The organism is Proteus sp. G2669, from assembly GCF_009915245.1.
GTDB lineage: Bacteria > Pseudomonadota > Gammaproteobacteria > Enterobacterales > Enterobacteriaceae > Proteus.
The window spans coordinates 31,489-53,973 of sequence record NZ_JAABLX010000027.1 but is presented as its reverse complement, the minus strand read 5'-3'; the positions used below and the strand labels follow the sequence as shown (position 1 = coordinate 53,973).

The window sequence follows — 22,485 nt, the reverse complement described above, 5'->3', positions numbered from 1 at the left end:
TAATGAATATCTTATTTATTTGCAGTAAAAACCAATGGCGAAGCCCAACCGCTGAACTATTGTTTGCAGATAGAGAAGGAATTAATACACTTTCAGCAGGTACGCGCAAAGATGCACAATGTGTTGTTGATAATGAATTGCTAAAATGGGCTGATTTAGTGCTTGTCATGGAATCTAAACATTTAAATCGTTTATCTGCACATTTTCCTGCAATCATGCGCTATAAAAAAGCCCATGTATTGGGAATACCTGATAATTATTGCTTTAATGATCCGGCATTAATTGAACTCCTTGAACAGAAAGTTCAGCCTTATTTACCGATGGAAGCAAAGCTTTCAACTAAATAATTTATTTATCTTGATCAAAAACGCTCAACTTAAAATATAAGGCTGAGCGTTTTTTTATATTTGAAAGCTTTGAGTATAAAAAATAAGTCAAATTTTTATTTGTTGTATTTATTTATTTATTGTTTTTTCTGATCAAGGCTGCTAATTGTGCAAGCTCTTCATCACTCGCACGTTCAAAATCGTGAGATGAAAGATAACCCGGATATTTATCAAAGAAAATCTTCTGCTTATTTTCAATAGGTGCCCATTTAGTCATATCACCAGTACCATGCATTGGACTAAGTTTACTATGAACATGATCAACACCAAAGCCTTCAAAAAACATTCCTGAACGAGACACATCAGGGAATGTTTTATCCAAGATTTTAGCAACTTTTTTGGTCGCAATAACGAGTAAGGCTAAGGCTTCATCGCTTAAATCAAACGCATAACTTGGATAGTGTTTTTTAGGGATAACAACAGTAAAGCCTTTGGTATTAGGAAATATAGAGAGAAAAGCGAGGTGGTGATCATCTTCCCAAATTTTATGGCAAGGTGCTTTTCCCGCTACGATTTGACAGAAAATACAGTTATCCATAGTAGCCCCATAATAAAATTACTCGTCATATTTCAAAGTGTAGCGTTGTTGCCTAGCTACACCTTGAATTATTTAGAGCATCTTCAACAAGTTCTTTACTGTATGTACACAAATGAAACATTGTGTATAGCTGTACCTTATACACCTTAGATCATTTTGAGCATAAGATGATTAAAGTAGGTTTCTTTCAGCTAAATCAAGTGCAAAGTAAGACAGAATTAAATCTGCTCCTGCACGTTTAATTGAACCTAAAGTTTCCATGACCACACGATCTTCATCGATTGCACCAGCTAATGCCGCAAATTTAATTTGGGCATACTCACCACTGATTTGATAAGCAGCTAAAGGTAATAACGTACGTTCACGCACATCGCGAATAATATCTAAATAAGCGCCTGCAGGTTTTACCATCAGCATATCAGCGCCTTCTTGTTCATCAATTAATGATTCACGGATAGCTTCACGGCGATTCATTGGATTCATTTGATAAGTTTTGCGATCACCAATTAAACGAGAGCCTGCTGCATCACGGAAAGGACCATATAAGGCGGAAGCGAATTTAGTTGAATAAGAGACAATGCCTGTATCACTAAAGCCTGCTTTATCAAGTGCTGCACGAATGGCGGCGACTTGTCCATCCATTGCTGCAGATGGAGCGATAAAATCTGCACCAGCTTGCGCGGCTGCAACAGCTTGAAGACCTAAATTATAGATAGTTTCATCATTATCAACATGTTCACCATGTAAAACGCCACAGTGACCATGTGAAGTGTATTCACAAAAACAAGTATCAGACATCACAATCATTTCTGGGACTGCATCTTTACAAATACGAGACATACGAGAAACTAAGCCATCACTTTTCCAAGCATCACTCCCAGTTTCATCAAGATGATGGGATACCCCAAAAGTCATGACAGTTTTAATGCCAGCTTTGGCAATGCGTTCAATTTCATAAGCAAGACGCTTTTCAGGAATACGAACCACACCCGGCATACTTTTAATAGGCTGATAATCATCAAGCCCTTCTTCAACAAAAATAGGCAGAGCGAGATCATTTTTAGTTAAGGTTGTTTCTTGAAAGAGAGCGCGCAGGTTTTCTGACTGGCGTAGTCTTCTTAAACGCTGGATGGATTGTTCGTTGCTCACAATATCTCCTTTTTATGGCCAGTACTAACAAGTATTTACCGAGGTATTATAAACCTTAATATTGATAGATAGATACTCTATAATTGATACTCGTCATACTTCAAGCCGTAGCGTTGTGACTGGATCCATTCGTATTGTATGCTCCTAGTGATTCCTCGAATTATTTAGAGTATAGAGAGTTAGTTATAGAGAAAGAGAAAAAAGCAAGGGAAAAGCAAAAGGTAAGAAGAATAAGTGATGGAGAGGGCGAAATAAAAAAGAGCAGGATAATTTCTACTCTTTAAATTGATTACTACTCATTTCTTAATGAGAAGATTATTTTTTTTGCTCTTCTAATGCAGAGATCATTTGAATTTTACAAGCTGCAACAATTTGAGTTAGGCCTTCTTGGAATTCTGCTCGAGAACCAATTTCAGCTTTTGCATCACGTAAAGAGTTAACAACTTCGATAGTGCCTTCAGTAAATTGTGCTTCAGTTGCTTCTAATTTTGCAAAATCAAATTTCTTTGCATTTAAAGAGGCTACTGCATCTTTGGCAATTTTCTCTGCTGGCTCTTTTGTATCATAAGCTTTAATTGAGATATCTTTAAAAGTATCGCAGTAATCATCAGCCATTTTTGTTGGGTTAGCGAAAGCAACTGCGGGCAATAATAGCAGAGATAAGAGAAGTGGTTTCATTTTAGCCTCATGTTTATTTTTTGGTACGTACTCATTGAGTGTAACATATAAACAGGGATGACGATAAATCAGAATAAGTGTAAAAAATATAAAACGTTAATTTTTTTAATCCGATTGAATCTAATTTCATAGCTATAATTGTGTTTAAGGACAATAAGCTAGCTTTTTATTTTCAAAGGAAAATTATAATTAACAATAAATAAAATAACATAAATTTAATAATATTAGGATTTATCTTTATTTACATTTTATGATGTTGATTTTTATTTACGTTAATAATAAAAAATAGAGAATTAAATATAAAAATAAGGATAAAATGATAACCTATAATACTAAGTTAAACTTAATTTACTGTATTCTATAGGTTAATTTGTAATCACCACACTAAAGGTATAAGATTTTTTATCTTTTTCTCTAATTCAAATAACATTAAAAATTCTTAACAAAAAGAATCTATTATTCAGATTATTAGCTAAAATAATGAATAAACAAAATAATTATCATTTATAAAATATGAAAAATTTTTTAATGGGAGAGTTAAAAAATGGGGATGAAAGAGAAAAAAATCCCCTCTATAAAGATAGAGGGGTAGCTAAATGAATAAAGAATGGTTTATTTCGAGATTAAGTATATAGAAATTTAAAACTAATTTTTGTTTATTTGTGCAGCACAAAAAGTTCAGAAAATAGAATAAAAATATGTACTAGTACCCAATCCAAAATAAATAAATTATTGGCGATAAACAGTTTTAATTTGGCTAATAGTATTACGGAATGTCTCTGCTTGTTTTTCGTCATCAACTTCTGCAATCGCGCGTTCAATATTTAAAATAATACGTCCTGCATCTGCTTGGCCTAATGCTTTTAACATATAAGTGACAAGAGTTTTTAAGCAAGCCACTTCTTCTGCCAATGTTTCAACATCTGCTTGTGTTTTAAATTTTTCGTTCATTATCTACTTCCTTTGTGTTTAATTGGCCAATGATATCAAATTAGGCCGATAGAATAGCAAAGTCTTGATGAGGGATGAATAGTATAGCCTTAAGCATTTTATCAGATTGGGATCGTTAGAGTGACAATTAGGCAAAATAGTAAGCTCACACATTTACTTACTAAAATCACGCTATACTTTGAATATCAATCGTGAAGGAGAGTTTGTATATCTATTGCGATTAATAATAAGAAAAAATGCAGGAAATGGTGGAGGAGAATAAGATGAAAAAAGAGCAACTATTACATGCAATAACACATTACCCTGCACTTTATCAGCGTAAAACAGGAAATACACATAAAGGTACATTTGGAACAATTGGTATTATTGGTAGCGCTGAAGGAATGAGTGGTGCCATTGTCTTGGCTGGTAAAAGTGCATTAAAAGCGGGCTGTGGAAAAATTTTTCTTGGTTTCGCACAGTTACAACTTCCTCTTCCTTTTATTGATAGTGCACCAGAACTCATGCTAAAAACAGCGTCTGAGTTAGTGGATAGGCAAGATATTTCTGCTTGGGCGGTTGGTTGTGGGTTGGGGTTGTCAGCAAATTCTGAAAATATTTTATTAAATGTATTAGCTCAGCGGAATGAAAATCAGCCTTATGTTTTTGATGCAGATGCGCTAGTGTTGATGGCAAAATTAAAATCACAAATCTCACTTAATCAACATTGTGTATTAACGCCACATCCCAAAGAAGCCGCTATTTTACTTAATTGTACATTGAGTGATATTCAAAATAACCGAGAACAAGCAGCCAAAGAAGTGGCAAAACTTTACCACTGTTGGGCAATAATCAAAGGACAACATACAGTTATTACTTCTCCTACAGGGGAGATAATAATTAATAGAACAGGTAACAGTGGATTATCAACAGCAGGAAGTGGGGATGTATTAACTGGTATCATGGGGAGTTTTTTAGCGCAAGGAATGGTAATGTCTGATGCAGTTAAAAGTGCGGTTTGGATACATGGTATAGCTGCCGATATTTTAGTTGAAAAAGGTATTGGACCAATAGGCTTAACAGCTTCAGAATTGATTGATACTGTCCGCGATGTTCGTAATCAAATATGGGCGAGAACACAAAAACATAATGCCGATTATTTTGAATAAGATCTTTTGTTTTTTCGTATAACGTATTAATAATTAAAGTAGGTTTATATTAAGATTAGATTGTTTTTAGTTAATTCACTCACAGTAATCTTTGGGTTATTGCGGTAGGATTAAGGTAAATGGAGAGTTGAGAGGAGTTATTATGTATAAAACGATTTTAGTGCCTATTGATATTGTAGAAGAAGAGTTAACCAGTAAAGCAGTACGACATGCAGTGTATTTAGCAAAAGAAACGGGAGCTAACTTACATTTAATTCATGTTCTTCCTATCTCTTCGGCAATCATTAATGCTTATTCACTGGGTTATCCAGAAATTAAAGATAAAGCGACAGTGAAAGCAGAAAATGATATGCAAATGTTGGTAGATTCGGTGGATTTACCTGCTGAAAAGGTCGCTTATACGGTTACTTTTGGCTCACCTCGTGATGAGATTTTAGTTACAGCAAAAGATATTCAAGCCGACTTAATTGTCATTGGCTCACGTAGACCTAATATTAGCACTCATTTATTAGGCTCTACAGCTGCAGGCGTAGTTCGTTACGCGGAAATTTCAGTGCTAGTTGTTCGTTAATATATTCATTAATATGCTATGAGTATTCCTCGTAGCATATTCTTATTTTGCGTAGTTTATCTTATTTATTTAATAAGCCATTTATTGAATCGACACTCTATAGAGTGAATAAGAATGGAAAAATTTACCCAAGAACTTTTAAGGCTCGATCATTTTATTCTACGCATCTTACGCTATTATGTAATAGGCTCTATTTTCTTTTTTTTAGGGTTATTACCCGGTGTATTAGGATTCTATTTAATTGAAGGGCATAGCTTTATGGAGTCCGCATTAAATGCAATTTCTATGCTGAGTGGACAACCTGTAGAGCCAGCACCTGCAACCCCAACAGGGCGCTTTTTTATTGCAATTTATGGATTGTTTCTTCAGTGTGTTTTTATTTTATCAATTGGGCTGGTTGTCACACCGTTTATTCATCGACAATTGCATAAATGGCATCTTGAGGAAGATTAAATAAGCAAGCTGTGGGTTTAACGCTACAATAATAAACAGACAATAATCTGATAATGAGGAGTTGCTATGTACAAGACAATTCTAGTACCTGTTGATATTTCAGAAGATGAGTTAACAACAAAAGCCTTACAACACGCAGTTTATATTGCCAAACTAGAAGGGGCGAAACTGCATCTTTTTCATGCTATTCCTGATATTTCACGTTTTTCTATTAGCTATAGCTATCACTATGACATGTTAAGTTCTTTTGCCAACAAAGCACTTGAACGTGTACAAGAACAACTGCAAGAATTAGCTAATAGTATCGATTTGCCTAATGAACGAGTTGAGTATTCAGCCGTATTTGGCTCTGCAAGAGATAAAGTTTTAGAGCTAGCTGAAAAAATTAATGCTGATTTGATTGTGATTGGTTCACGTCGTCCAAGTATTTCAACACACTTATTAGGTTCAAATGCGTCAGGTATCGTTGCTTATGCTAAGCAATCTGTTTTAGTTGTCCGCTAAAATTTCTCATAAAAGTAAAAATAGTAAAAGCTCCTAAATTATTTATTTAGGGGCTTTTTTGCTTTAGTTTATAAAAAATTATTTATTATTTTGGATATACATTTTCACTTCAATACTAGATAAAAAATATAGATAGGGCGCAATTGTTTATTAATGCGGTTTTTATGCAAACATAAGGAACTTCATTGATTGAGAATGATAGGCATTCTAAAGTAGAGACTGTTATTTTTTAATGAGAGATGAGTATTATGTTGAATAACCAAAATTTTGTTGTCATGGATGTTGGACAATTTCCTGTTGTTACTATGAAAATATTCCCAGAAACTTTGGAAGATGCCAACAATTGGACAGCTGAAATGGATGTAGTACTAAACGAAAAGAAAAAATTTGTTTTGGTATATCCGTCCATTAATAAAAAAGAGAAAGAGCATAAAAAAGAAGATATGGAAGGGATGAAAGCAGTAAGACGCTGGCTAAAAGAGGGTAAGGCACTTCTTAGTGAATATTGTGCTGGTATGATAATGACTGCTGATCCACAAAAAAATGATAAAGAGCAACTGGTACAACTCTCTTCTGTTATTTCAGCTGTTTATGGTGTTCCCGTATTTGTTGCAGAAACTCTGGATGAGTCGTATGTTAAAGCTAATGAGTTGGTTGCGTAATTAAACTTCATTATAAAATGACGAAAAAGCTATTTGAGGTGCCAGCGATTTTGGCACCTTTATTATTTTATATACTCGTCATACTTCAAATTACAGCGTTATAGACGACGGCGTCTATTAGCGCAAGTTATATACCATTGCTCGTATCCTAAAAGCGCTACTTATTGGCTAGCTATACCTAGAATGATTTAGATCACATATTATTTAATGGTTTTTTCTAAAGAAGAAATCTACGAATGAGCGAGTGAGTAAATAAAGATTGATCTACCTACTGCCTTAAATATTTTATTTGTTCATAATAGTATTGAAAGATAATAGAGCGAAAAATGAGCTATGCTGATAAACTTTATATTAGCAATGGCTCGTTTGTGATTAAAACTAAGGCATGGTATGGATAATGAGATAATGGCGGACTGCACTGCCATTTCACAAGATAAACAGCGTGAAATTACCAAGTTATGTATTCAAACTGCGTTATTGCTATTGCAACATGGCGCAGAAAGTATGCTGGTTGAACAGCTTTCAACCCGTTTAGGTTTAGCTTTAGGTGTACATCAAGTCGAAAGTGCAATTTCTGCTAATGCCGTTGTATTAACGACGATAGTTAATGGACATTGCCAGACATCAACACGAAAGATAGTTGATCGTGGCATTAATATGCATGTTGTGACAGAAGTTCAGCATATTGTTATTTTAGTTGAACATCACCTTGCAGATATCCATGAAGCAAGAAAACGCTTTGAGCATATAAAACCATTACGTTATCCACGTTGGGCGATTATTTTTATGGTTGCCTTATCTTGTGGCTGTTTCTCTAAATTAAATGGTGGCAATTGGGATGGTTTTTTAGTTTCAGCTATTGGTGGCGGTCTTGGTATGTTTGTACGCCAAGTATTAACGCATCGCCAAATGAATCCACTAATTAATTTCTGTATTACCGCTTTTGTTGCCACATCTGTTTCAGGTTTATTATTAAAACTCTCTTATTTTCAAACAACCGCAACTATTTCAATGGCCGCCAGTGTTTTATTACTGGTTCCCGGATTTCCTTTAATTAATGCTGTTGCTGATATGTTTAAAGGTCATGTTAATACGGGCTTAGCGCGTTGGGCAATGGCAACAATGTTAACATTGGCAACCTGTTTAGGGGTTATTTTAGCCATGGCAGTATGGGAGTTAAGAGATTGGGCATAATAACGATTATTCTTACCCTTATTGAAGATATGATTTTAGCAGCCATTCCTGCGGTGGGTTTCGCAATGGTATTTAATGTACCTTTACGTGCTTTAAAATATTGCGCGTTATTAGGGGCAATAGGGCATGGCTCACGTACTGTACTGATTATGAGTGGAATGAATATTGAATGGGCAAGTTTCTGTGCTGCAATTTTAGTCGGTTGTATTGGCATTCAATGGTCACGTTGGTGGCTTGCGCATCCTAAAGTTTTCACTGTCGCGGCTGTTATTCCAATGTTCCCCGGAATTAATGCTTATATCGCGATGATCTCTGTGGTGAAATTAACACAAATCGGTTATAGCGAGGAGATTTTTGAAGCTTTAGTTACTAATTTCCTTAAAGCTTCATTTATTGTCGGTGCGCTCTCTATCGGGCTATCCTTGCCGGGATTATGGTTATATCGCAAGCGTCCGAGTGTATAATTTCTTACATCGCGTGTTGTAGTGAATTTAATGTAATATCCAGTTCATTTTTGTCAGAAATAATAATTTGAATTCGTAATTTGTTTTCAGACTCCAAACTTGCATGCGCTTTAACATCTTCGTTATTCGCATGCTTTTTTGTGATCTCGACTAATTCATCCATCAAATTCAGCATATTCTCATTCATTTTTAAATTTCTCCAAATCATTGATGGACTAAACCATAGCAAATCCCTTTTGCGTTAATGTCGAGAATAACGGCTTTTTCTATTCCCATTCACGCTTATTGTTTTATTTTTTACATAAAAAATAGTAAGAAAGATTGCCCAAAATAAATTTAAAAAAGGTAAAATAAAGAAAAATAAAAATAAGATTATCAGTTGGTTATTAAAGATAATTCTTATTGGGTTTAATAAAATAAAGCGTAAGGCAGATACCACTTTGAGAAAAATATTACACTATACTGCGGTTGTGTTGGGTTTATTTATTTTTACATTAAATGTTCAAGCACAAGCGCCAGAAAATTTTACAAAAGCAAAAGAGATAGCAAAAGAACGTATCTATTATGATCAAAATCAAAAATCACAAGGAACGATTTATTGTGGCTGTGATTGGGAATGGGTAGGGAAATCAGGTGGTCGTGTTGATTTAGCTAGTTGTGGCTATCAAGTAAGAACACAACAAACAAGAGCTGCACGTATTGAGTGGGAACATATTGTTCCTGCATGGGTGTTTGGGCATCAGCGTCAATGCTGGCAAAATGGAGGAAGAGCTAATTGTGTGAAAAACGATCCTGTGTTTGGCAAGATCGAAGCTGATTTACATAATTTAGCGCCTTCTATTGGTGAAGTTAATGGCGATCGTAGTAATTTCAGCTTTGGGCAATTACCTGCTCAAGCGTCTTACCAATATGGCCAATGTCGTAGCCGTGTTGATTTTGCTTCACGCACCTTTGAGCCTCGTAATGAAGTGAAAGGTCAAGTAGCAAGGGTCTATTTCTATTTACATGACCGCTATAACCTCTCAATGTCACGTCAGCAACAACAATTATTAATGGCTTGGGATAAGGCTTATCCACCAACGGTATGGGAAAAAGAGCGTGATAATCGCATTGCTCGTGTCGTTGGATATCATAATCCTTTTGTAACGGGAGAAGTGAAGTGGCAATTAGGACATAAAAATAGTGGTGCCGGATTATCTGCAACAAATAATGCACCTGTCACTAAAGCTAAAACTGAAACACCTAAACAAGTAAGTACAGCACAATCTGAAAGTATTAAGGGTAATATAAATAGCAAGATTTATCATTTTGCCCATTGCTCTGGTTATAAAACCATGTCAGATAAAAATGCTGTCTTCTTTAAAACAGAAAATGAGGCTATTAAGGCTGGTTATCGTTTAGCAAATAATTGCAAACAGCCTTAAGGGTTATTATTGAGATTACATCCAACGACGAACGTGGCGACAATATTGTTGCCACGCTTGTGGAAATAACTCACTTAAGATCTTTTCTTCACGTACTATCGTATAGCGATCAGTAATAAAGTAAAACGCAATCGCAGCACCCAAAAATCCCCAATTACCAAAAATAAAAAACAGTCCAATACTGATATCCAAAAAACCGAGATACATAGGATTACGGCTAATTTTATAAGGGCCACTTGTCACTAATTGTCGAGGTGTGTGATTGGGATTAGGAGATGTTTTTTGTTTAATAAAAAATGAGAGGCAATAAAAAAGCCAGATCCCAGAAGTCGTAATCGTGAGTAAACCTAAATAAAAAAAGAAACCCATATTCAGAGAGCCTGAATGAAGTTCAAAACCAATAAATGGAATTAGGTTAAGTAGTAACCAATAAATAAAAGGTAATCGTAAGAAATTCATTTACTCCCCCTAAAATAACATTTATTGTTATTTTTATGTTAAGTTCATCTCGTTATAGATCGACTCAGTATTGAAAATATTTTTCTTTTGTCATTATACTGTCATAAAGCTTCGTTAATTTTCACTCTAACTCCATGATGGGGAATATGAATGATAGAAGCAATGGAAATATCTCGTTACTCACAGAAAACCGGCAACAACCGTTCATTGATGTTTAATGTTCAGGATTGTGACCGGTTTTTTTGTTTTCTGCGACTAAACAGAGTCTGAAGGGGACTCATCGGTAAGCGAATGGAATACAAATAGAGATGTCGATGACTTTTTGAAGACTAACAAGGGTAAATACCACTATGAGTAGACAAAAAGCAGCAACACGTTTACGCCGAGAAAATAAACGCACCTCACGTAAAGAACAACGTAATGGGGCGCATCGAGATAATGTTATGGTTTTACCAGGATTTGGGGATATTGATACCATTGGTATGGCGAGAGAAAAGCGTGATGAACGCTTGTTATCTCCTCGCAATGAAGTACAACGCCAATATATGAATGCAATTAAACATCAAGATCTTATTTTCGCTACAGGGGAAGCTGGGTGTGGCAAAACCTTTCTCAGTACTGCAATGGCTGCCGATGCCTTAATTAATAAAGAAATAGAACGTATTATTGTTACTCGACCAGTGTTGCAGGCAGATGAAGATCTTGGGTTTTTACCTGGTGATATTGCGGAAAAATTCGCACCCTATTTTCGTCCTGTCTACGACGTATTAGTGAAACGTTTAGGCGCTTCATTCTTACAGTATTGTTTACGTCCTGAAATTGGCAAGGTTGAAATTGCACCTTTTGCTTATATGCGAGGTCGTACTTTTGAAAATGCATTTGTTATTTTAGATGAAGCACAGAATGTTACTGTGAATCAAATGAAGCTATTCTTAACTAGAATGGGTGAGAATGTCACTGTTGTGGTAAATGGAGATATTACACAGTGTGATTTACCTTCTGGTGTACCGTCTGGATTAGCGGATGCTCTTATTCGATTTGAGGCTAATAGTCGAGTAGGTGTGATTAAGTTTATGCAGGAAGATTGTGTGCGATCTACATTATGTCATCATGTATTAGCTGCTTATAATGATTAAATTGGGCATAAGAAATTTTTTATAAAGTAAAAAAGGCTGCATATTATTGAGGGAGTTAATATGCAGCCTGTACAGCCAACGTTTAATCTTTAATTTATTGCTTAGCTTACGTCTTCATTATCCATAACATGGTGACGTTCAGCGTGATAACCTTCTTCGTCATAACCAAAACGCCAATAAGGAATGGCATAAATTAAGCTACGATCATAACCGTTATCACGACGAATATGACGTCTTAATGCACGAATAATTTTGTCTTCACCTGCAATCCAAAATGCCACATCTTCAGCAGGTAATTCCCATGACATAAATTCATTAATTAAGTTTTCAGTTTGTTCTTCAACTGAGCCAATCAGCCAGATTATTTCTAATCCATTAGGACGTTTAATTTCTTGACGATGCGTTTCGTCTTCTACTCGGATAACGACTTTTCCTTGAACATTAGGCTGCATGGTTTCAATTAAAGCCATTAAAGCAGGTAATGAACTTGGATCGGCTGCCATATAGTAATGTGACGCAGGGGCTAAAAGGGGATCAGGGCCACCTGGATTAGTGATCCCAATGTAGTCGCCTTGCTTAGCATTTAGTGCAAAATGAATAGCTGGGCCAACATCGTCATGAACGGCAAATTCAATGTCTAACTCTTTTTGCTCTGGGCGAATAGCACGAACACTATAAGTTCGTACAATCGATCTTGGTTCGCCTTCAGGCCATTTAGGGCCTTTTTCAGAAAAACCCGGTACTGTAGGCTTCACTTGACCTTCTAATGGTAAAAATATTTTTAGATGTGCGCCCGCTGTATCAGCAGGGTAAGTATCTAAATCATCACTAGTAAAGGTAATACAGCGCATTCCTGGCGTGACATCAGTAATACGTTTTACTTGAACTAGGCGAGGAGGCGCTGGTTTATAAATGTTTTTTTCTTGAGGTGTTTTTTGGTTACTCACGTTTTTTTACCTGACTCATTTAATTGTTTTTTCGATGTAGATATTATCATTTTCAATTAATAATGATAGTCATTATCAACATTAACTTTGATTTAGTAAAGTGAGGTGTATGTTTTACTTATCATTGTGTGATTAGGCTCAAATTACGATAAAGAAAAAAACTTAAAAATCAATGTAATAAGCTTGTGGTAATAATTCAGAGGCATTAATTAGAGAAATTAGAAGAAAATAAAAACACTAAAATACAATGTGGTAGGCGGGGGCTGGTATTATTTTATTTGAAGAAAGAAATAGTTTTAGATAGTTGAAATAAAGGCAGAAAAATCAATTAATACAGTGAGTAAACTTAAAATAGTATACTCACTGTATTTTTATATGACGCCAGTAATAGATTAAGCTTTAGGATCTGGGCCAAATCTGTTGTCGCCTTTAGTTCCTTCTAGGCACATAAAGACAAAAACAATTAATCCACCAACAGCAGGAATAAATGCAAGTAAGAACATCCAACCTGATTTATCTTGGTCGTGGAAACGACGAATAGTTACAGCAAGGCTAGGTACGATAATAGCTAAAGAATAAATACCGATAATAATACCTACAATCGAACCTAATGAACTCGTTTCACCAGTGTTCATGTCTATTGATGACATTAAAATAGCATATAGAACAGTAATGATAATGGTATTTACCAGAGTAAACATCCAATATTCTTTTCTGCGAGCACGACCTGAAAAGTTAGCGTAATTATTTTTAATGACTTCCAAATACCAATTCATGACTTCATCCTTAATTTAGTAGCAACAATACGTAAGCCTAGTTTAGGTGATCTTTCTTAGCAATTAAGATAATTCTAAATTATCAAAATATATTTTTTAAAAAGACATTATGGTCATTCCCTCTATTTCATAGGGATATAAGCTTAATTTTTAAGTTAATCAAATAGGTAATATCTAAATGATGCACAATATACGTCTTTATAAACTAATACAGGTGTGGAGTGCTAAGCGGCGGGTATCATAATTACTTTAGAAATTGAATTCAACAAGTACTCTATTTTATTTCTAGTGAAGATGGCTTTTTATAGGATTTTTTATATCTTTATTTATCGTCATAACAGAATAAAAAAGATTTTATCCCTTACTATTAATCAAAAATGATGTATTTATAGTTATTTTATCAATGCGTTTGATTTAATTTTAGTTAATTATGGGAAATAAGAAAGGGCTAAAATAATATCAGCCCTTTGTGTTTATTTTACCGTTGTGCGGTACTATGTTTTATATTGCTGTGTGTGTTTTGCCTTTACTTCACTTTCATTCCCGCAAGCGTCATTAAGAATCGAAAAAGAGAAGAAACCGCAAATAAAGCTAAAACACTACAAAACCAAATTGTAATTAGCCAGCCCCATTTTTTTAATAATGAGGGTTTGCTTTGTATTTGTGGATCAGTGATAGCCTTCTTCATAATTGGTTTTTCCTCTGAAAACGTAATAACTCCAGAATGTGTAAACGAGAATAATTGGAATAATAAAGAGTGCGCCAACTAGCATAAATCCTTGGCTTTCTGGTGGTGCAGAAGCTGCTACAAAACTCACGGCAGGCGGAATAATGTTAGGCCAAATACTGATGCCTAATCCGGCAAAACCTAAGAAAATTAAAGCCAATGCTCCAAAGAAAGGAAGATAATGTCCTTGTTTTTTTATCGAACGCAAAATCAGCCATGAGCTGTATAACACTAAAAGTGGAACGGGCAAAAAGAAGAACAAGTTAGGTAACGTGAACCAGCGTTCAGCAATGGCAGGTTGTGCTAGTGGCGTCCATGCACTAACAACAGCGATCACAGCAAGCATTACCAGTGTCAGTGGTTTAGCAACTTTATATAAATTTTGCTGTAAATGGCCTTCGGTTTTCATAATTAGCCAGCCACATCCTAATAAGGAGTAGGCGATAACTAAACCAAAACCACAAAAGAGTGCAAAAGGCGACAGCCAATCAAAATAGCTACCTGCAAATGTACGATTAACAACAGGTAGACCTTGAACAACGCTACCAACGACAACGCCTTGCATAAAGGTTGCTAGTATTGATCCGAAAATAAAGGATTTGTCCCAAAAGCTTTTGTGACTGTTATCTGCTTTAAAACGAAATTCAAAGGCAACACCACGGAAAATCAGCGCGACAAGCATTAAAGTTAAAGGCATTGCTAATGCATCAAGAATAACAGCATAAGCAAGCGGAAATGCACCAAATAATGCAGCTCCCCCCAAGACTAACCATGTCTCGTTACCATCCCACACTGGGGCTACGGTATTCATCATTAAGTCACGATCTTGGTCGCTTTTAATAAATGGATAGAGCATACCGATACCGAGATCGAAGCCATCCATTACAATATACATTAATGTACTAAATACGATGATGATGAACCAAATAACGGGTAAATCAATTCCCATGATGAACCTCCGAAGTACCTTTACGGATCAGTCTTAACATATAGGCATATCCAACACCGAACACAGAACCATAAACAACAAAGAAGATCAGTAGGCTTATACTCATATGCATTTCACCATGAGCAGAGACGGCGTCTCGTGTTCGCTGTATGCCATAAACAACCCAAGGCTGACGACCTACTTCTGTTGTAAACCAACCTGCAAGAATAGCGATAAGACCTGATGGCGCCATTAAAAATGTTAAACGTAAGAAGGTCTTAGATTCATAAAGTCTCTTTTTATATCGCAGCCAAGTTCCCCAAACACCCACTAAAATCATTAACATCCCTAGGCCAACCATAATGCGGAAAGACCAGAAAACGATAAGTGAATTAGGTCGGTCTTCTTTAGGGAATTCTTTTAATGCCGGAACTTGTTTTTCTAAGCTGTGAGTTAAGATCATGCTGCCAAGATAAGGGATTTCTATCTTATATTTCGTTTCTTCAGCATCCATATCAGGCATACCAAAAAGAATTAACGGTGTTGCTTCACCCGGTTTATTTTCCCAATGGCCTTCAATAGCAGCAATTTTTGCAGGCTGATGTTTTAAGGTATTTAAACCATGGACATCACCAATGAGTGCTTGAATTGGTGCTAAAATTAAAATCATCCACAAAGACATTGAAAGCATCTTTTTCATTGCTGATGTTTTATTGCCTTTAAGGAGATGCCACGCTGCAGAAGCTGCAATAAAGAAAGCAGAAGCAAGGAATGCGGCAACACCCATATGAGCGAGACGATAAGGGAAAGAGGGGTTAAAAATAACCGCAATCCAATCTACGGGTACAACTTGGTTATTAATGATTTCGAATCCTTGTGGTGTCTGCATCCAGCTATTTGATGCCAAGATCCAAAACGTTGACATCAATGTGCCTAATGCCACCATACAGGTTGCGAAAAAGTGAAGTTTTTCACCCACTTTATTCCAACCAAATAGCATTACACCCAAAAAACCCGCTTCTAGGAAGAAAGCGGTAAGCACTTCATAAGTCAGCAAAGGGCCTGTAATTGAGCCGGCAAAGTCAGAAAAAAAGCTCCAGTTGGTTCCAAATTGATAGGCCATAACCAAACCAGAGACAACACCCATAGCAAAGTTAACAGCGAATATTTTTGACCAGAAATGAAATAACGCTAAATAATCCTTATTGCGAGTTTTTAACCATAAACCTTCCAATACAGCTAAAAAACTAGCCAGTCCGATAGTAATTGCGGGGAAGATAATATGAAAAGAAACTGTGAACGCAAATTGGATACGCGCCAAATCGAAGGCACTTAACCCAAGCATAAAAACCTCGTTTTATTGATATGTAAATTGCAGGTAAATCGTGTGGATTAGTAGACCATATGACAGTAAGCTATAATAGTGACAATAAGTTTAAAAATGACTATAACAGTTTTGAGGTGAACAGTTTTATATGACTCGATATGAACAGCTTGCAGCGCAAATACGCCAGCAGATTGAAGATAATATCTGGCAATCTGGCGACCGTTTACCTTCATTGCGGGATACGGTAAAACAATCAGGTTTAAGTTTAATGACTGTTTTACAATCGTATCAGTTATTAGAAAGCCAAGGATGGATAACCGCGCGACCACAATCAGGTTATTACGTTGCGCATCGTAATACACGCTTTGGTCAAGTGACAGCCAGTAAAGGACTACACATGAGTGAAAATGTTGAGATTAGTACCTCCATTTTTAATGTGCTCCAAGCATGTAAAGATCCTGAGATTATTCCTTTTGGTTCAGCATTTCCCGATCCTAGTTTATTTATCCAACCTAAACTCAGCAGTGCATTAGCATCGGCAGCAAGGCATTTAGCACCTCAAAGTTCAGTAATTAATTTACCACCAGGAAATGAAAAGTTACGCCGTAACATTGCACAACGCTATGCATTGCAAGGCATTCACGTCTCTCCAGATGACATTGTTATTACTGCGGGTGCAATGGAATCATTGAGCTTTAGTTTACAGGCTGTAACCGAACCAGGTGATTGGGTTGTGATTGAATCACCCGCATTTTATGGCGCGTTACAAGCTATTGAACGTTTACGTTTAAAAGCCATTGCGATTCGAACAGATCCTGTAACAGGAATTTGTTTAGATGAACTCGAAAAAGTAGTGGATCAATACGATATAAAAGCGTGTTGGTTGATGAGTCATTGCCAAAACCCATTAGGTGGAACAATGCCTGATGAAAATAAAATAAGGCTGGTGGAGATATTAGCGAAAAAACAGATAACGTTAATTGAAGATGATGTCTATGGAGAACTCTATAACAGTCAAAAGGCACCAATGCCAGTAAAAGGCTTTGATAAAACGAATAGCGTATTACATTGTGCTTCTTTTTCTAAATGTTTGGCTCCAGGCTTTCGCGTAGGTTGGGTTGCTGCAGGAAAACACGCAACAAAAATACAACAGCTACAAATGATGAGTACAGTTTCTGCGAGTATGCCGACACAGCAAGCCATTGCGGACTACCTATCTCAAGGAGGCTATGATACGCATCTTCGTCGATTAAGATTATTATTAGAACAAAGGCGTTATCGTATGTTACAAGCCATACAGTCACATTTACCTGAAGATGTAAAAGTGAATATTCCGACAGGCGGATATTTTCTCTGGCTAGAATTTGAATCAACATTTGATGCAAATAAACTGTATCACTTTGCATTGGAAAGAGGGGTCAGTATTGCACCGGGTTCTATGTTTTCCACCAGCTCTCAATTTAACCATGCCTTTCGTTTAAATTCTTCTTTTCAATGGAATAGCAGGACAGAAAAAGGAATGGAAATTATCGGTGAAGGATGTAGAAAATTACGACGTAAATAGCGGACGTTAGCGCACATTTTTAAAAGTTATATATTGATTTATGAACGGTAATCTCCAATGATTAATTCTTAACCTCATTATCAGACTGACTAGCCAGATATTGCAGGAGGACACAATGAAGCTACGTTGTTTTGATCAACAAGAGTTACCGTTTATTCCATGGAGTAATCAAAAAGGCACAACCCAAGAAATTGTGTGTTGGCCAGTGAATAATGATTTTTCATGGCGAGCGTGTTTAACATCTATCGAAGATAATGGCTCATTAGGGCAGTTTCCTGATATAGAACGGCAAATGGTGCTATTAGAAGGCAATGGACTTAATTTAAATAGCGCGGGATTCCTGAGTCACTCTGTCACTGATCCTTATCAACCTTTTGATTTTTCAGGTGATATTCATGTTAAATCAGAGCTGATTAAAGGAGGCGTAAAATGTTTAAATATTATGGTACGCAGAACATGCTGGAAAGCAGAAACCACATTAGTAACGCAACCACTAATATTACCAAGTTCTCATGCGGGACTTATTTATATAACGCAAGGTGAATGGACTTTAACTGGCGCTACTTGTCAGCATTTATCAAAAGGGCAAGGTGCATGGTGGTTACCTGATATTCGAGAAGGTGAGATAAGGCCGTTAACCGCAAATTGCCAATTATTATGGGCAGATATTCGACCACTAAAATAAAGGTATTTTTTGTGGTCAAATACTGACTGAAATAATAAATGATGCTTAGGATTATGGCTAATTAAAAGCCAGATTAACGGCGGCAAAAGTGAGTAATCCACCGGCAATACCATCGTTATAACGACGACGTTTATCACTTAAACCGCCTTTTAAGCCGATATAAGCAAAGAAGCTACCAAGAAGACCATAAATAATTAAGCAAGTCGTGATAAATATCCCAGATAACAGCAATGATTGTGTTGCGACATCATTATGATTATCAATAAAGTTTGGTAAAATAGCGAGATAAACTAATAAGCCTTTAGGATTAAGGAAACTGGTTAAAAAACCTTTACGAAATAGAGATGAAGTTTTAGTGGCATTAAGGACTAACTTTCCTTTTTTGCAGGCTGATATCAACATTTTAATGGCAAGATAACTGATATAGGCAACACCGACCCATTTGAGTAAGTGAAATATAATGGGAGATGTAGATACTAAGGCGGCAAGCCCTAAGGCACTCAATAACGCATGGGTTAAATAACCGGATATCACGCCTAAATTCGCAATCCATGCTGATTTCATTCCCCCTGATAACCCTTGGGATGAGATAAAAAGAATATCAGGCCCAGGTGTACAGATAAGCGGTAGAACAGTCAGTGCGAATAATAATAAAGTGTTAAATTCCATCTTTTCACCTGATAGAGATAGATTAAGAGAAACATCGTTTTTGCTGTGAAATTTAGCGGAAAGATTATATGATGTTTTCGAAAAAATCGGGTTGCTTTGTTGCTAACAAAAAGAATTAATTGGCAATAAAATTCCACAAATAGAATTAAGGTTAATCTTTGATGTCAATAAAATTAGATAAGATAGATAAACATATTTTGCAGGTGCTTCAACGTGATGGCAAAATCCAAAATATTGAGCTAGCAAAAGAAGTTGGGCTCTCACCGTCACCTTGTCTTCGCCGAGTGCGTTTACTTGAAGAGTCGGGAGTGATCACGCGTTATGTTGCTGTATTAGATGGTAGTATGGTTGATGCAGGTTTATCTTTATTCGCAAGGATCTGGTTTAGAGCACAGGATGCAGAAACCATAGAAGAATTTGTAACGGCCATTAAGGTGTTACCTGAAGTGGTTGAGTGCCATTTAATGGCCGGCGAGTGTGATGCGTTAATTCGGATAGTGACTAAAGATTTAGCAACATATCGTCGTTTTCATGCCGATTATTTAACACAAATTCCAAGCATCCAAAGTATAAAAACAGAAGTACCAATGGAAACGGTAAAAGTGAGTTTTGCTTTACCACTTTAATTTTCTAAATATTTAGAATTATTTTATTTTTAATTATCACAGACATATTTAATAGAGAAAGCCTCAAGTTAAATCTTAACAGAGGCTTTTTTATTGGTATAAGTTAAACTATCCAGCTTTTAATAAACCGATATATCTCTGGTGTATAAAGTAACATACAGAAAAATAATGAGGCACCAATAAAATAGAGATAAAACGACCAAGTACATAAAGAGACAATAATTAGCATTAATATGGTAAGAATAACGATACAAAGCCTGATCTGAGTGAGCGTGATTTGACCCGCGCATGATAATAATTCACCAATTAATTCAAAAAGATCGGCCATTTTTCTTCCTTAAAATAAATCCATTTAATTGAAATCAGTATATTGTGCTTGTTTATTATAATCTAATTGTTTATCTGCAAGTTATTTATATTATTTTTTGTGTACTTATAGTAATAGAGCCAATAAATAGCTCTATTACTATATTTGATTTCTTGTTTAGATTATCAATAAAGAAACTTATTTTGTTTGAGATAAATTGGAAAATTCTTTTGTTACAATTTCAGTTGCTTTAACAATAATATCTTTACGGTATTTCGCATTCTGTTCTTGTTGTGTGAAATAGACGACTAAAATTAATGGTGCATGGTTTTCAGGCCAAATAACGGCTATATCATTAGTTGTGCCATAATCACCACTACCGGTTTTATCTCCAACAATCCAATGCTTTGGTAAACCCGCTTTAATACTGTGATCGCCTGTTGTATTACCTTTTAACCAAGTAACAAGTTGTTGGCGTTGAGATTGACCTAATGCGTCACCTAATGTTAATGCTTGAAGGCTTTTAGCCATCGCAATTGGAGAGGTGGTATCACGAGGATCACCATGAATGGCTGTATTTAATTCAGGCTCTTTGCGATCTAGGCGATAAGTTACATCATTAATTGAACGTGCAAATTGAGTAACACTGGAAGGTCCTCCTAAATAATCTAGGATTTTATTCATTGCCGTATTATCGCTATATTGCAAGGTAGCCGCACTTAATTGAGCCAATGTCATTCCAGTTGCTAAATGTTTTTCTGTAATTGGGCTATATGGGACTAAATCGGCTTTTTTGATGGTTATATAGTTATTAAGCAATCCTGCTTGTTTTTCACTCTCTTTTAAAACGGCGGCTACAGCCATAACTTTGCTGGTACTAGCCATGGCAAAGCGCTCATCACCACGATAAGTTATTTGTGAGTTATCTTTAGTATTAATTAACGCAACGCCTAAACGGCCTTGGCTATTTTTTTCAAGTATTGTTAATTGTTCTTCAATAGTGCTATTTGTTTTAGCCCATAGCATTGGTGAAGCCAGTAGAGATATTAATGAAACTGCGATCACTGCAATTTGACGGTATGTTGTTTTAAACATAGAAATTGATGCTCATATTAATTTAATAAAGAAAGTTCAATATAAATAGATGGTTATCGACAAGAGATAATGCTATTTATTTACTAGGTGCAATATCCTATTTAATTGATTTATTGACAATCGATAATAAATCGCCTTAGCCTATAGAAAATCTAATGGCTCATAATATTATGCGAACACATCTTCCTCTCAATGCACTACGCGCTTTTGAAGCATCCGCAAGACACCTTAATTTCACCAAAGCTGCATTAGAACTCTATGTGACTCAAGGCGCGGTGAGTCAACAAGTGAGAATGCTAGAAGAACGTTTGGGCGTGATGCTGTTTAAGCGTTTACCCCGTGGTTTGGAGATAACAGATGATGCACAGATCTTATTTTCGGTATTAACAACCGCGTTTAGTGATATCGAACGAGTATTTAAACAGTTCGAGCGAGGTGAATACCGTGACGTTGTTTCGATTGCCACTGTGGGAACATTTGCTGTTGGCTGGTTATTACCTCGATTGGCTGAATTTAAGCAACAATATCCAAGAATAGAAGTGAATTTAAGAACAAATAATAATGTAGTTAATTTGGCAACCGAAGGACTTGATTTTGCCATTCGATTTGGCGAAGGGTTATGGCCTTTAACTCATAATAAAGCCTTATTTTCTGCACCATTAACGGTCTTGTGCTCACCAACAACAGCAAAACGACTACATTATCCAACTGACTTAATAAATGAAAATTTATATCGTTCTTATCGAGAAGATGAATGGTCACAATGGTTTGAAAAAGCAGATATGCCACCAATAAAAATAACAGGTTCTATTTTTGATTCTTCACGTTTAATGGTAGAAAGCGCGATTTATGAAGACGGAGTTGCATTAGCGCCTGCAAAGATGTTTTCAAGAGAAATAGAAAGTGGTCAACTAATACAACCTTTTAAAATAGAAGTTGAAATGGGTAAGTATTGGTTAACGTATTTAAAATCAAAACCAATGACCGCATCAATGGAAATATTTCAGCAATGGTTAATGAATGAAGCGCTAAAAGAGTGTAGTAAGTGATATAAAATAAATAGCACTGATTAATGTCAGTGCTATTTATTATTTTTTACTCGTCGTATATTTTTTAA

27 protein-coding genes are annotated in these 22,485 nt (G+C 35.9%); 14 read left to right on the top strand and 13 right to left on the bottom strand.

What is annotated here, in order from left to right:
• Positions 1-2: 2 nt before the first annotated feature.
• A complete protein-coding gene (locus GWI68_RS08715; protein WP_166540020.1) occupies positions 3-347 on the top strand; it encodes a phosphotyrosine protein phosphatase in 345 nt (114 codons plus the stop codon).
• A gap of 112 nt (positions 348-459) precedes the next feature.
• On the opposite strand, the gene GWI68_RS08710 is transcribed toward GWI68_RS08715, so the two are convergent.
• The 4 genes from GWI68_RS08710 to GWI68_RS08695 all read right to left on the bottom strand — a co-directional run bounded on the left by GWI68_RS08710 (position 460) and on the right by GWI68_RS08695 (position 3,705).
• The gene (locus GWI68_RS08710; RefSeq protein ID WP_109407612.1) at positions 460-924 is read right to left on the bottom strand and encodes an HIT family protein; all 465 of its coding nucleotides are present in this window, start codon (positions 922-924) and stop codon (positions 460-462) included.
• Between the two features lie 171 nt (positions 925-1,095).
• Positions 1,096-2,073: a porphobilinogen synthase gene (gene hemB, locus GWI68_RS08705; protein ID WP_072064069.1), complete on the bottom strand. Its 978-nt coding sequence runs from the start codon at positions 2,071-2,073 to the stop codon at positions 1,096-1,098.
• A gap of 315 nt (positions 2,074-2,388) precedes the next feature.
• Positions 2,389-2,751, bottom strand: a complete 363-nt coding sequence (locus tag GWI68_RS08700) for a hypothetical protein (protein WP_006536483.1) — start codon at positions 2,749-2,751, stop codon at positions 2,389-2,391.
• 729 nt (positions 2,752-3,480) lie between these two features.
• Complete coding sequence (locus GWI68_RS08695) at positions 3,481-3,705, bottom strand: DUF2594 family protein (RefSeq protein ID WP_269150440.1); 225 nt, start codon at positions 3,703-3,705, stop codon at positions 3,481-3,483.
• Positions 3,706-3,965: 260 nt separating this feature from the next.
• On the opposite strand from GWI68_RS08695, the gene GWI68_RS08690 reads away from it, so the two are divergent.
• The 7 genes from GWI68_RS08690 (at position 3,966) to GWI68_RS08660 (ending at position 8,698) form a co-directional block, all read left to right on the top strand.
• Positions 3,966-4,850: an NAD(P)H-hydrate dehydratase gene (locus GWI68_RS08690; protein WP_166540019.1), complete on the top strand. Its 885-nt coding sequence runs from the start codon at positions 3,966-3,968 to the stop codon at positions 4,848-4,850.
• Positions 4,851-4,992: 142 nt separating this feature from the next.
• Positions 4,993-5,421 (top strand): universal stress protein, encoded by a 429-nt coding sequence (locus GWI68_RS08685; RefSeq protein WP_036912874.1) that lies wholly within the window; start codon positions 4,993-4,995, stop codon positions 5,419-5,421.
• 114 nt (positions 5,422-5,535) lie between these two features.
• Positions 5,536-5,874, top strand: a complete 339-nt coding sequence (locus tag GWI68_RS08680; protein ID WP_109407610.1) for a hypothetical protein — start codon at positions 5,536-5,538, stop codon at positions 5,872-5,874.
• A 66-nt stretch (positions 5,875-5,940) separates the two neighbouring features.
• Positions 5,941-6,378 carry a universal stress protein gene (locus GWI68_RS08675; protein ID WP_109407609.1) on the top strand — a complete coding sequence of 146 codons (438 nt, stop codon included), beginning with the start codon at positions 5,941-5,943 and terminating at the stop codon, positions 6,376-6,378.
• 248 nt (positions 6,379-6,626) lie between these two features.
• Positions 6,627-7,040, top strand: coding sequence for a hypothetical protein (locus GWI68_RS08670; RefSeq protein WP_166540018.1), 414 nt, complete (start codon positions 6,627-6,629; stop codon positions 7,038-7,040).
• Positions 7,041-7,430: 390 nt separating this feature from the next.
• Positions 7,431-8,234, top strand: a complete 804-nt coding sequence (locus GWI68_RS08665; RefSeq protein ID WP_109407607.1) for a threonine/serine exporter ThrE family protein — start codon at positions 7,431-7,433, stop codon at positions 8,232-8,234.
• Positions 8,225-8,698 carry a threonine/serine exporter gene (locus GWI68_RS08660; protein WP_176694679.1) on the top strand — a complete coding sequence of 158 codons (474 nt, stop codon included), beginning with the start codon at positions 8,225-8,227 and terminating at the stop codon, positions 8,696-8,698. Before GWI68_RS08665 ends, GWI68_RS08660 begins: the two co-directional genes overlap by 10 nt.
• 4 nt (positions 8,699-8,702) lie before the next feature.
• Here GWI68_RS08660 and GWI68_RS08655 read toward each other — a convergent pair whose 3' ends face one another.
• Positions 8,703-8,885 (bottom strand): hypothetical protein, encoded by a 183-nt coding sequence (locus GWI68_RS08655; RefSeq protein ID WP_036912881.1) that lies wholly within the window; start codon positions 8,883-8,885, stop codon positions 8,703-8,705.
• A gap of 253 nt (positions 8,886-9,138) precedes the next feature.
• Here GWI68_RS08655 and GWI68_RS08650 point away from each other — a divergent pair, with 253 nt between their 5' ends.
• Positions 9,139-10,122 (top strand): endonuclease, encoded by a 984-nt coding sequence (locus tag GWI68_RS08650; protein WP_166540017.1) that lies wholly within the window; start codon positions 9,139-9,141, stop codon positions 10,120-10,122.
• Between the two features lie 15 nt (positions 10,123-10,137).
• Here GWI68_RS08650 and GWI68_RS08645 read toward each other — a convergent pair whose 3' ends face one another.
• A complete protein-coding gene (locus GWI68_RS08645; protein WP_109407605.1) occupies positions 10,138-10,581 on the bottom strand; it encodes an isoprenylcysteine carboxylmethyltransferase family protein in 444 nt (147 codons plus the stop codon).
• A 350-nt stretch (positions 10,582-10,931) separates the two neighbouring features.
• On the opposite strand from GWI68_RS08645, the gene phoH reads away from it, so the two are divergent.
• Complete coding sequence (gene phoH / locus GWI68_RS08640) at positions 10,932-11,717, top strand: phosphate starvation-inducible protein PhoH (RefSeq protein ID WP_109407604.1); 786 nt, start codon at positions 10,932-10,934, stop codon at positions 11,715-11,717.
• Positions 11,718-11,818: 101 nt separating this feature from the next.
• Here the strand turns inward: phoH and GWI68_RS08635 are convergent, their stop codons facing one another.
• The 5 genes from GWI68_RS08635 to GWI68_RS08615 all read right to left on the bottom strand — a co-directional run bounded on the left by GWI68_RS08635 (position 11,819) and on the right by GWI68_RS08615 (position 16,440).
• Complete coding sequence (locus GWI68_RS08635) at positions 11,819-12,664, bottom strand: siderophore-interacting protein (protein WP_109407603.1); 846 nt, start codon at positions 12,662-12,664, stop codon at positions 11,819-11,821.
• A gap of 392 nt (positions 12,665-13,056) precedes the next feature.
• A complete protein-coding gene (locus tag GWI68_RS08630; protein ID WP_088495407.1) occupies positions 13,057-13,440 on the bottom strand; it encodes a DUF805 domain-containing protein in 384 nt (127 codons plus the stop codon).
• Positions 13,441-13,966: 526 nt separating this feature from the next.
• Positions 13,967-14,128, bottom strand: coding sequence for a DUF2474 domain-containing protein (locus GWI68_RS08625; protein WP_072068259.1), 162 nt, complete (start codon positions 14,126-14,128; stop codon positions 13,967-13,969).
• Complete coding sequence (cydB, locus tag GWI68_RS08620) at positions 14,109-15,116, bottom strand: cytochrome d ubiquinol oxidase subunit II (protein ID WP_109407602.1); 1,008 nt, start codon at positions 15,114-15,116, stop codon at positions 14,109-14,111. Before cydB ends, GWI68_RS08625 begins: the two co-directional genes overlap by 20 nt.
• Positions 15,106-16,440: a cytochrome ubiquinol oxidase subunit I gene (locus tag GWI68_RS08615; protein ID WP_166540016.1), complete on the bottom strand. Its 1,335-nt coding sequence runs from the start codon at positions 16,438-16,440 to the stop codon at positions 15,106-15,108. The genes cydB and GWI68_RS08615 overlap by 11 nt, the downstream gene beginning before the upstream one ends.
• 130 nt (positions 16,441-16,570) lie before the next feature.
• Here GWI68_RS08615 and GWI68_RS08610 point away from each other — a divergent pair, with 130 nt between their 5' ends.
• Both GWI68_RS08610 and GWI68_RS08605 read left to right on the top strand, forming a co-directional pair.
• A complete protein-coding gene (locus GWI68_RS08610; protein ID WP_109407600.1) occupies positions 16,571-17,986 on the top strand; it encodes a PLP-dependent aminotransferase family protein in 1,416 nt (471 codons plus the stop codon).
• A gap of 115 nt (positions 17,987-18,101) precedes the next feature.
• Entirely contained in the window at positions 18,102-18,671 is a 570-nt protein-coding gene (locus GWI68_RS08605) for a HutD family protein (RefSeq protein ID WP_166540015.1), read from the top strand.
• A 57-nt stretch (positions 18,672-18,728) separates the two neighbouring features.
• On the opposite strand, the gene GWI68_RS08600 is transcribed toward GWI68_RS08605, so the two are convergent.
• Complete coding sequence (locus tag GWI68_RS08600; protein ID WP_109407598.1) at positions 18,729-19,340, bottom strand: LysE family translocator; 612 nt, start codon at positions 19,338-19,340, stop codon at positions 18,729-18,731.
• Positions 19,341-19,501: 161 nt separating this feature from the next.
• Here GWI68_RS08600 and GWI68_RS08595 point away from each other — a divergent pair, with 161 nt between their 5' ends.
• A complete protein-coding gene (locus GWI68_RS08595; RefSeq protein WP_166540014.1) occupies positions 19,502-19,966 on the top strand; it encodes an Lrp/AsnC family transcriptional regulator in 465 nt (154 codons plus the stop codon).
• Between the two features lie 505 nt (positions 19,967-20,471).
• On the opposite strand, the gene bla is transcribed toward GWI68_RS08595, so the two are convergent.
• On the bottom strand, positions 20,472-21,368 hold the full coding sequence (bla, locus tag GWI68_RS08590) for a class A beta-lactamase (RefSeq protein ID WP_166540013.1): 897 nt from the start codon (positions 21,366-21,368) through the stop codon (positions 20,472-20,474).
• A 170-nt stretch (positions 21,369-21,538) separates the two neighbouring features.
• Here bla and GWI68_RS08585 point away from each other — a divergent pair, with 170 nt between their 5' ends.
• Entirely contained in the window at positions 21,539-22,417 is an 879-nt protein-coding gene (locus GWI68_RS08585) for a LysR family transcriptional regulator (RefSeq protein WP_166540031.1), read from the top strand.
• Positions 22,418-22,485 lie beyond the last annotated feature (68 nt).

Bases quoted from the DNA above. Each gene is read 5' to 3' on its own strand.
- GWI68_RS08715 (WP_166540020.1), top strand. From the start codon at position 3: ATGAATATCTTATTTATTTGCAGTAAAAACCAATGGCGAAGCCCAACC.
- GWI68_RS08710 (WP_109407612.1), bottom strand. From the start codon at position 924: ATGGATAACTGTATTTTCTGTCAAATCGTAGCGGGAAAAGCACCTTGC.
- GWI68_RS08700 (WP_006536483.1), bottom strand. From the start codon at position 2,751: ATGAAACCACTTCTCTTATCTCTGCTATTATTGCCCGCAGTTGCTTTC.
- GWI68_RS08690 (WP_166540019.1), top strand. From the start codon at position 3,966: ATGAAAAAAGAGCAACTATTACATGCAATAACACATTACCCTGCACTT.
- GWI68_RS08685 (WP_036912874.1), top strand. From the start codon at position 4,993: ATGTATAAAACGATTTTAGTGCCTATTGATATTGTAGAAGAAGAGTTA.
- GWI68_RS08680 (WP_109407610.1), top strand. From the start codon at position 5,536: ATGGAAAAATTTACCCAAGAACTTTTAAGGCTCGATCATTTTATTCTA.
- GWI68_RS08675 (WP_109407609.1), top strand. From the start codon at position 5,941: ATGTACAAGACAATTCTAGTACCTGTTGATATTTCAGAAGATGAGTTA.
- GWI68_RS08670 (WP_166540018.1), top strand. From the start codon at position 6,627: ATGTTGAATAACCAAAATTTTGTTGTCATGGATGTTGGACAATTTCCT.
- GWI68_RS08665 (WP_109407607.1), top strand. From the start codon at position 7,431: ATGGATAATGAGATAATGGCGGACTGCACTGCCATTTCACAAGATAAA.
- GWI68_RS08655 (WP_036912881.1), bottom strand. From the start codon at position 8,885: ATGAATGAGAATATGCTGAATTTGATGGATGAATTAGTCGAGATCACA.
- GWI68_RS08645 (WP_109407605.1), bottom strand. From the start codon at position 10,581: ATGAATTTCTTACGATTACCTTTTATTTATTGGTTACTACTTAACCTA.
- phoH (WP_109407604.1), top strand. From the start codon at position 10,932: ATGAGTAGACAAAAAGCAGCAACACGTTTACGCCGAGAAAATAAACGC.
- GWI68_RS08630 (WP_088495407.1), bottom strand. From the start codon at position 13,440: ATGAATTGGTATTTGGAAGTCATTAAAAATAATTACGCTAACTTTTCA.
- GWI68_RS08625 (WP_072068259.1), bottom strand. From the start codon at position 14,128: ATGAAGAAGGCTATCACTGATCCACAAATACAAAGCAAACCCTCATTA.
- cydB (WP_109407602.1), bottom strand. From the start codon at position 15,116: ATGGGAATTGATTTACCCGTTATTTGGTTCATCATCATCGTATTTAGT.
- GWI68_RS08615 (WP_166540016.1), bottom strand. From the start codon at position 16,440: ATGCTTGGGTTAAGTGCCTTCGATTTGGCGCGTATCCAATTTGCGTTC.
- GWI68_RS08610 (WP_109407600.1), top strand. From the start codon at position 16,571: ATGACTCGATATGAACAGCTTGCAGCGCAAATACGCCAGCAGATTGAA.
- GWI68_RS08605 (WP_166540015.1), top strand. From the start codon at position 18,102: ATGAAGCTACGTTGTTTTGATCAACAAGAGTTACCGTTTATTCCATGG.
- GWI68_RS08600 (WP_109407598.1), bottom strand. From the start codon at position 19,340: ATGGAATTTAACACTTTATTATTATTCGCACTGACTGTTCTACCGCTT.
- GWI68_RS08595 (WP_166540014.1), top strand. From the start codon at position 19,502: ATGTCAATAAAATTAGATAAGATAGATAAACATATTTTGCAGGTGCTT.
- bla (WP_166540013.1), bottom strand. From the start codon at position 21,368: ATGTTTAAAACAACATACCGTCAAATTGCAGTGATCGCAGTTTCATTA.
- GWI68_RS08585 (WP_166540031.1), top strand. From the start codon at position 21,539: ATGCGAACACATCTTCCTCTCAATGCACTACGCGCTTTTGAAGCATCC.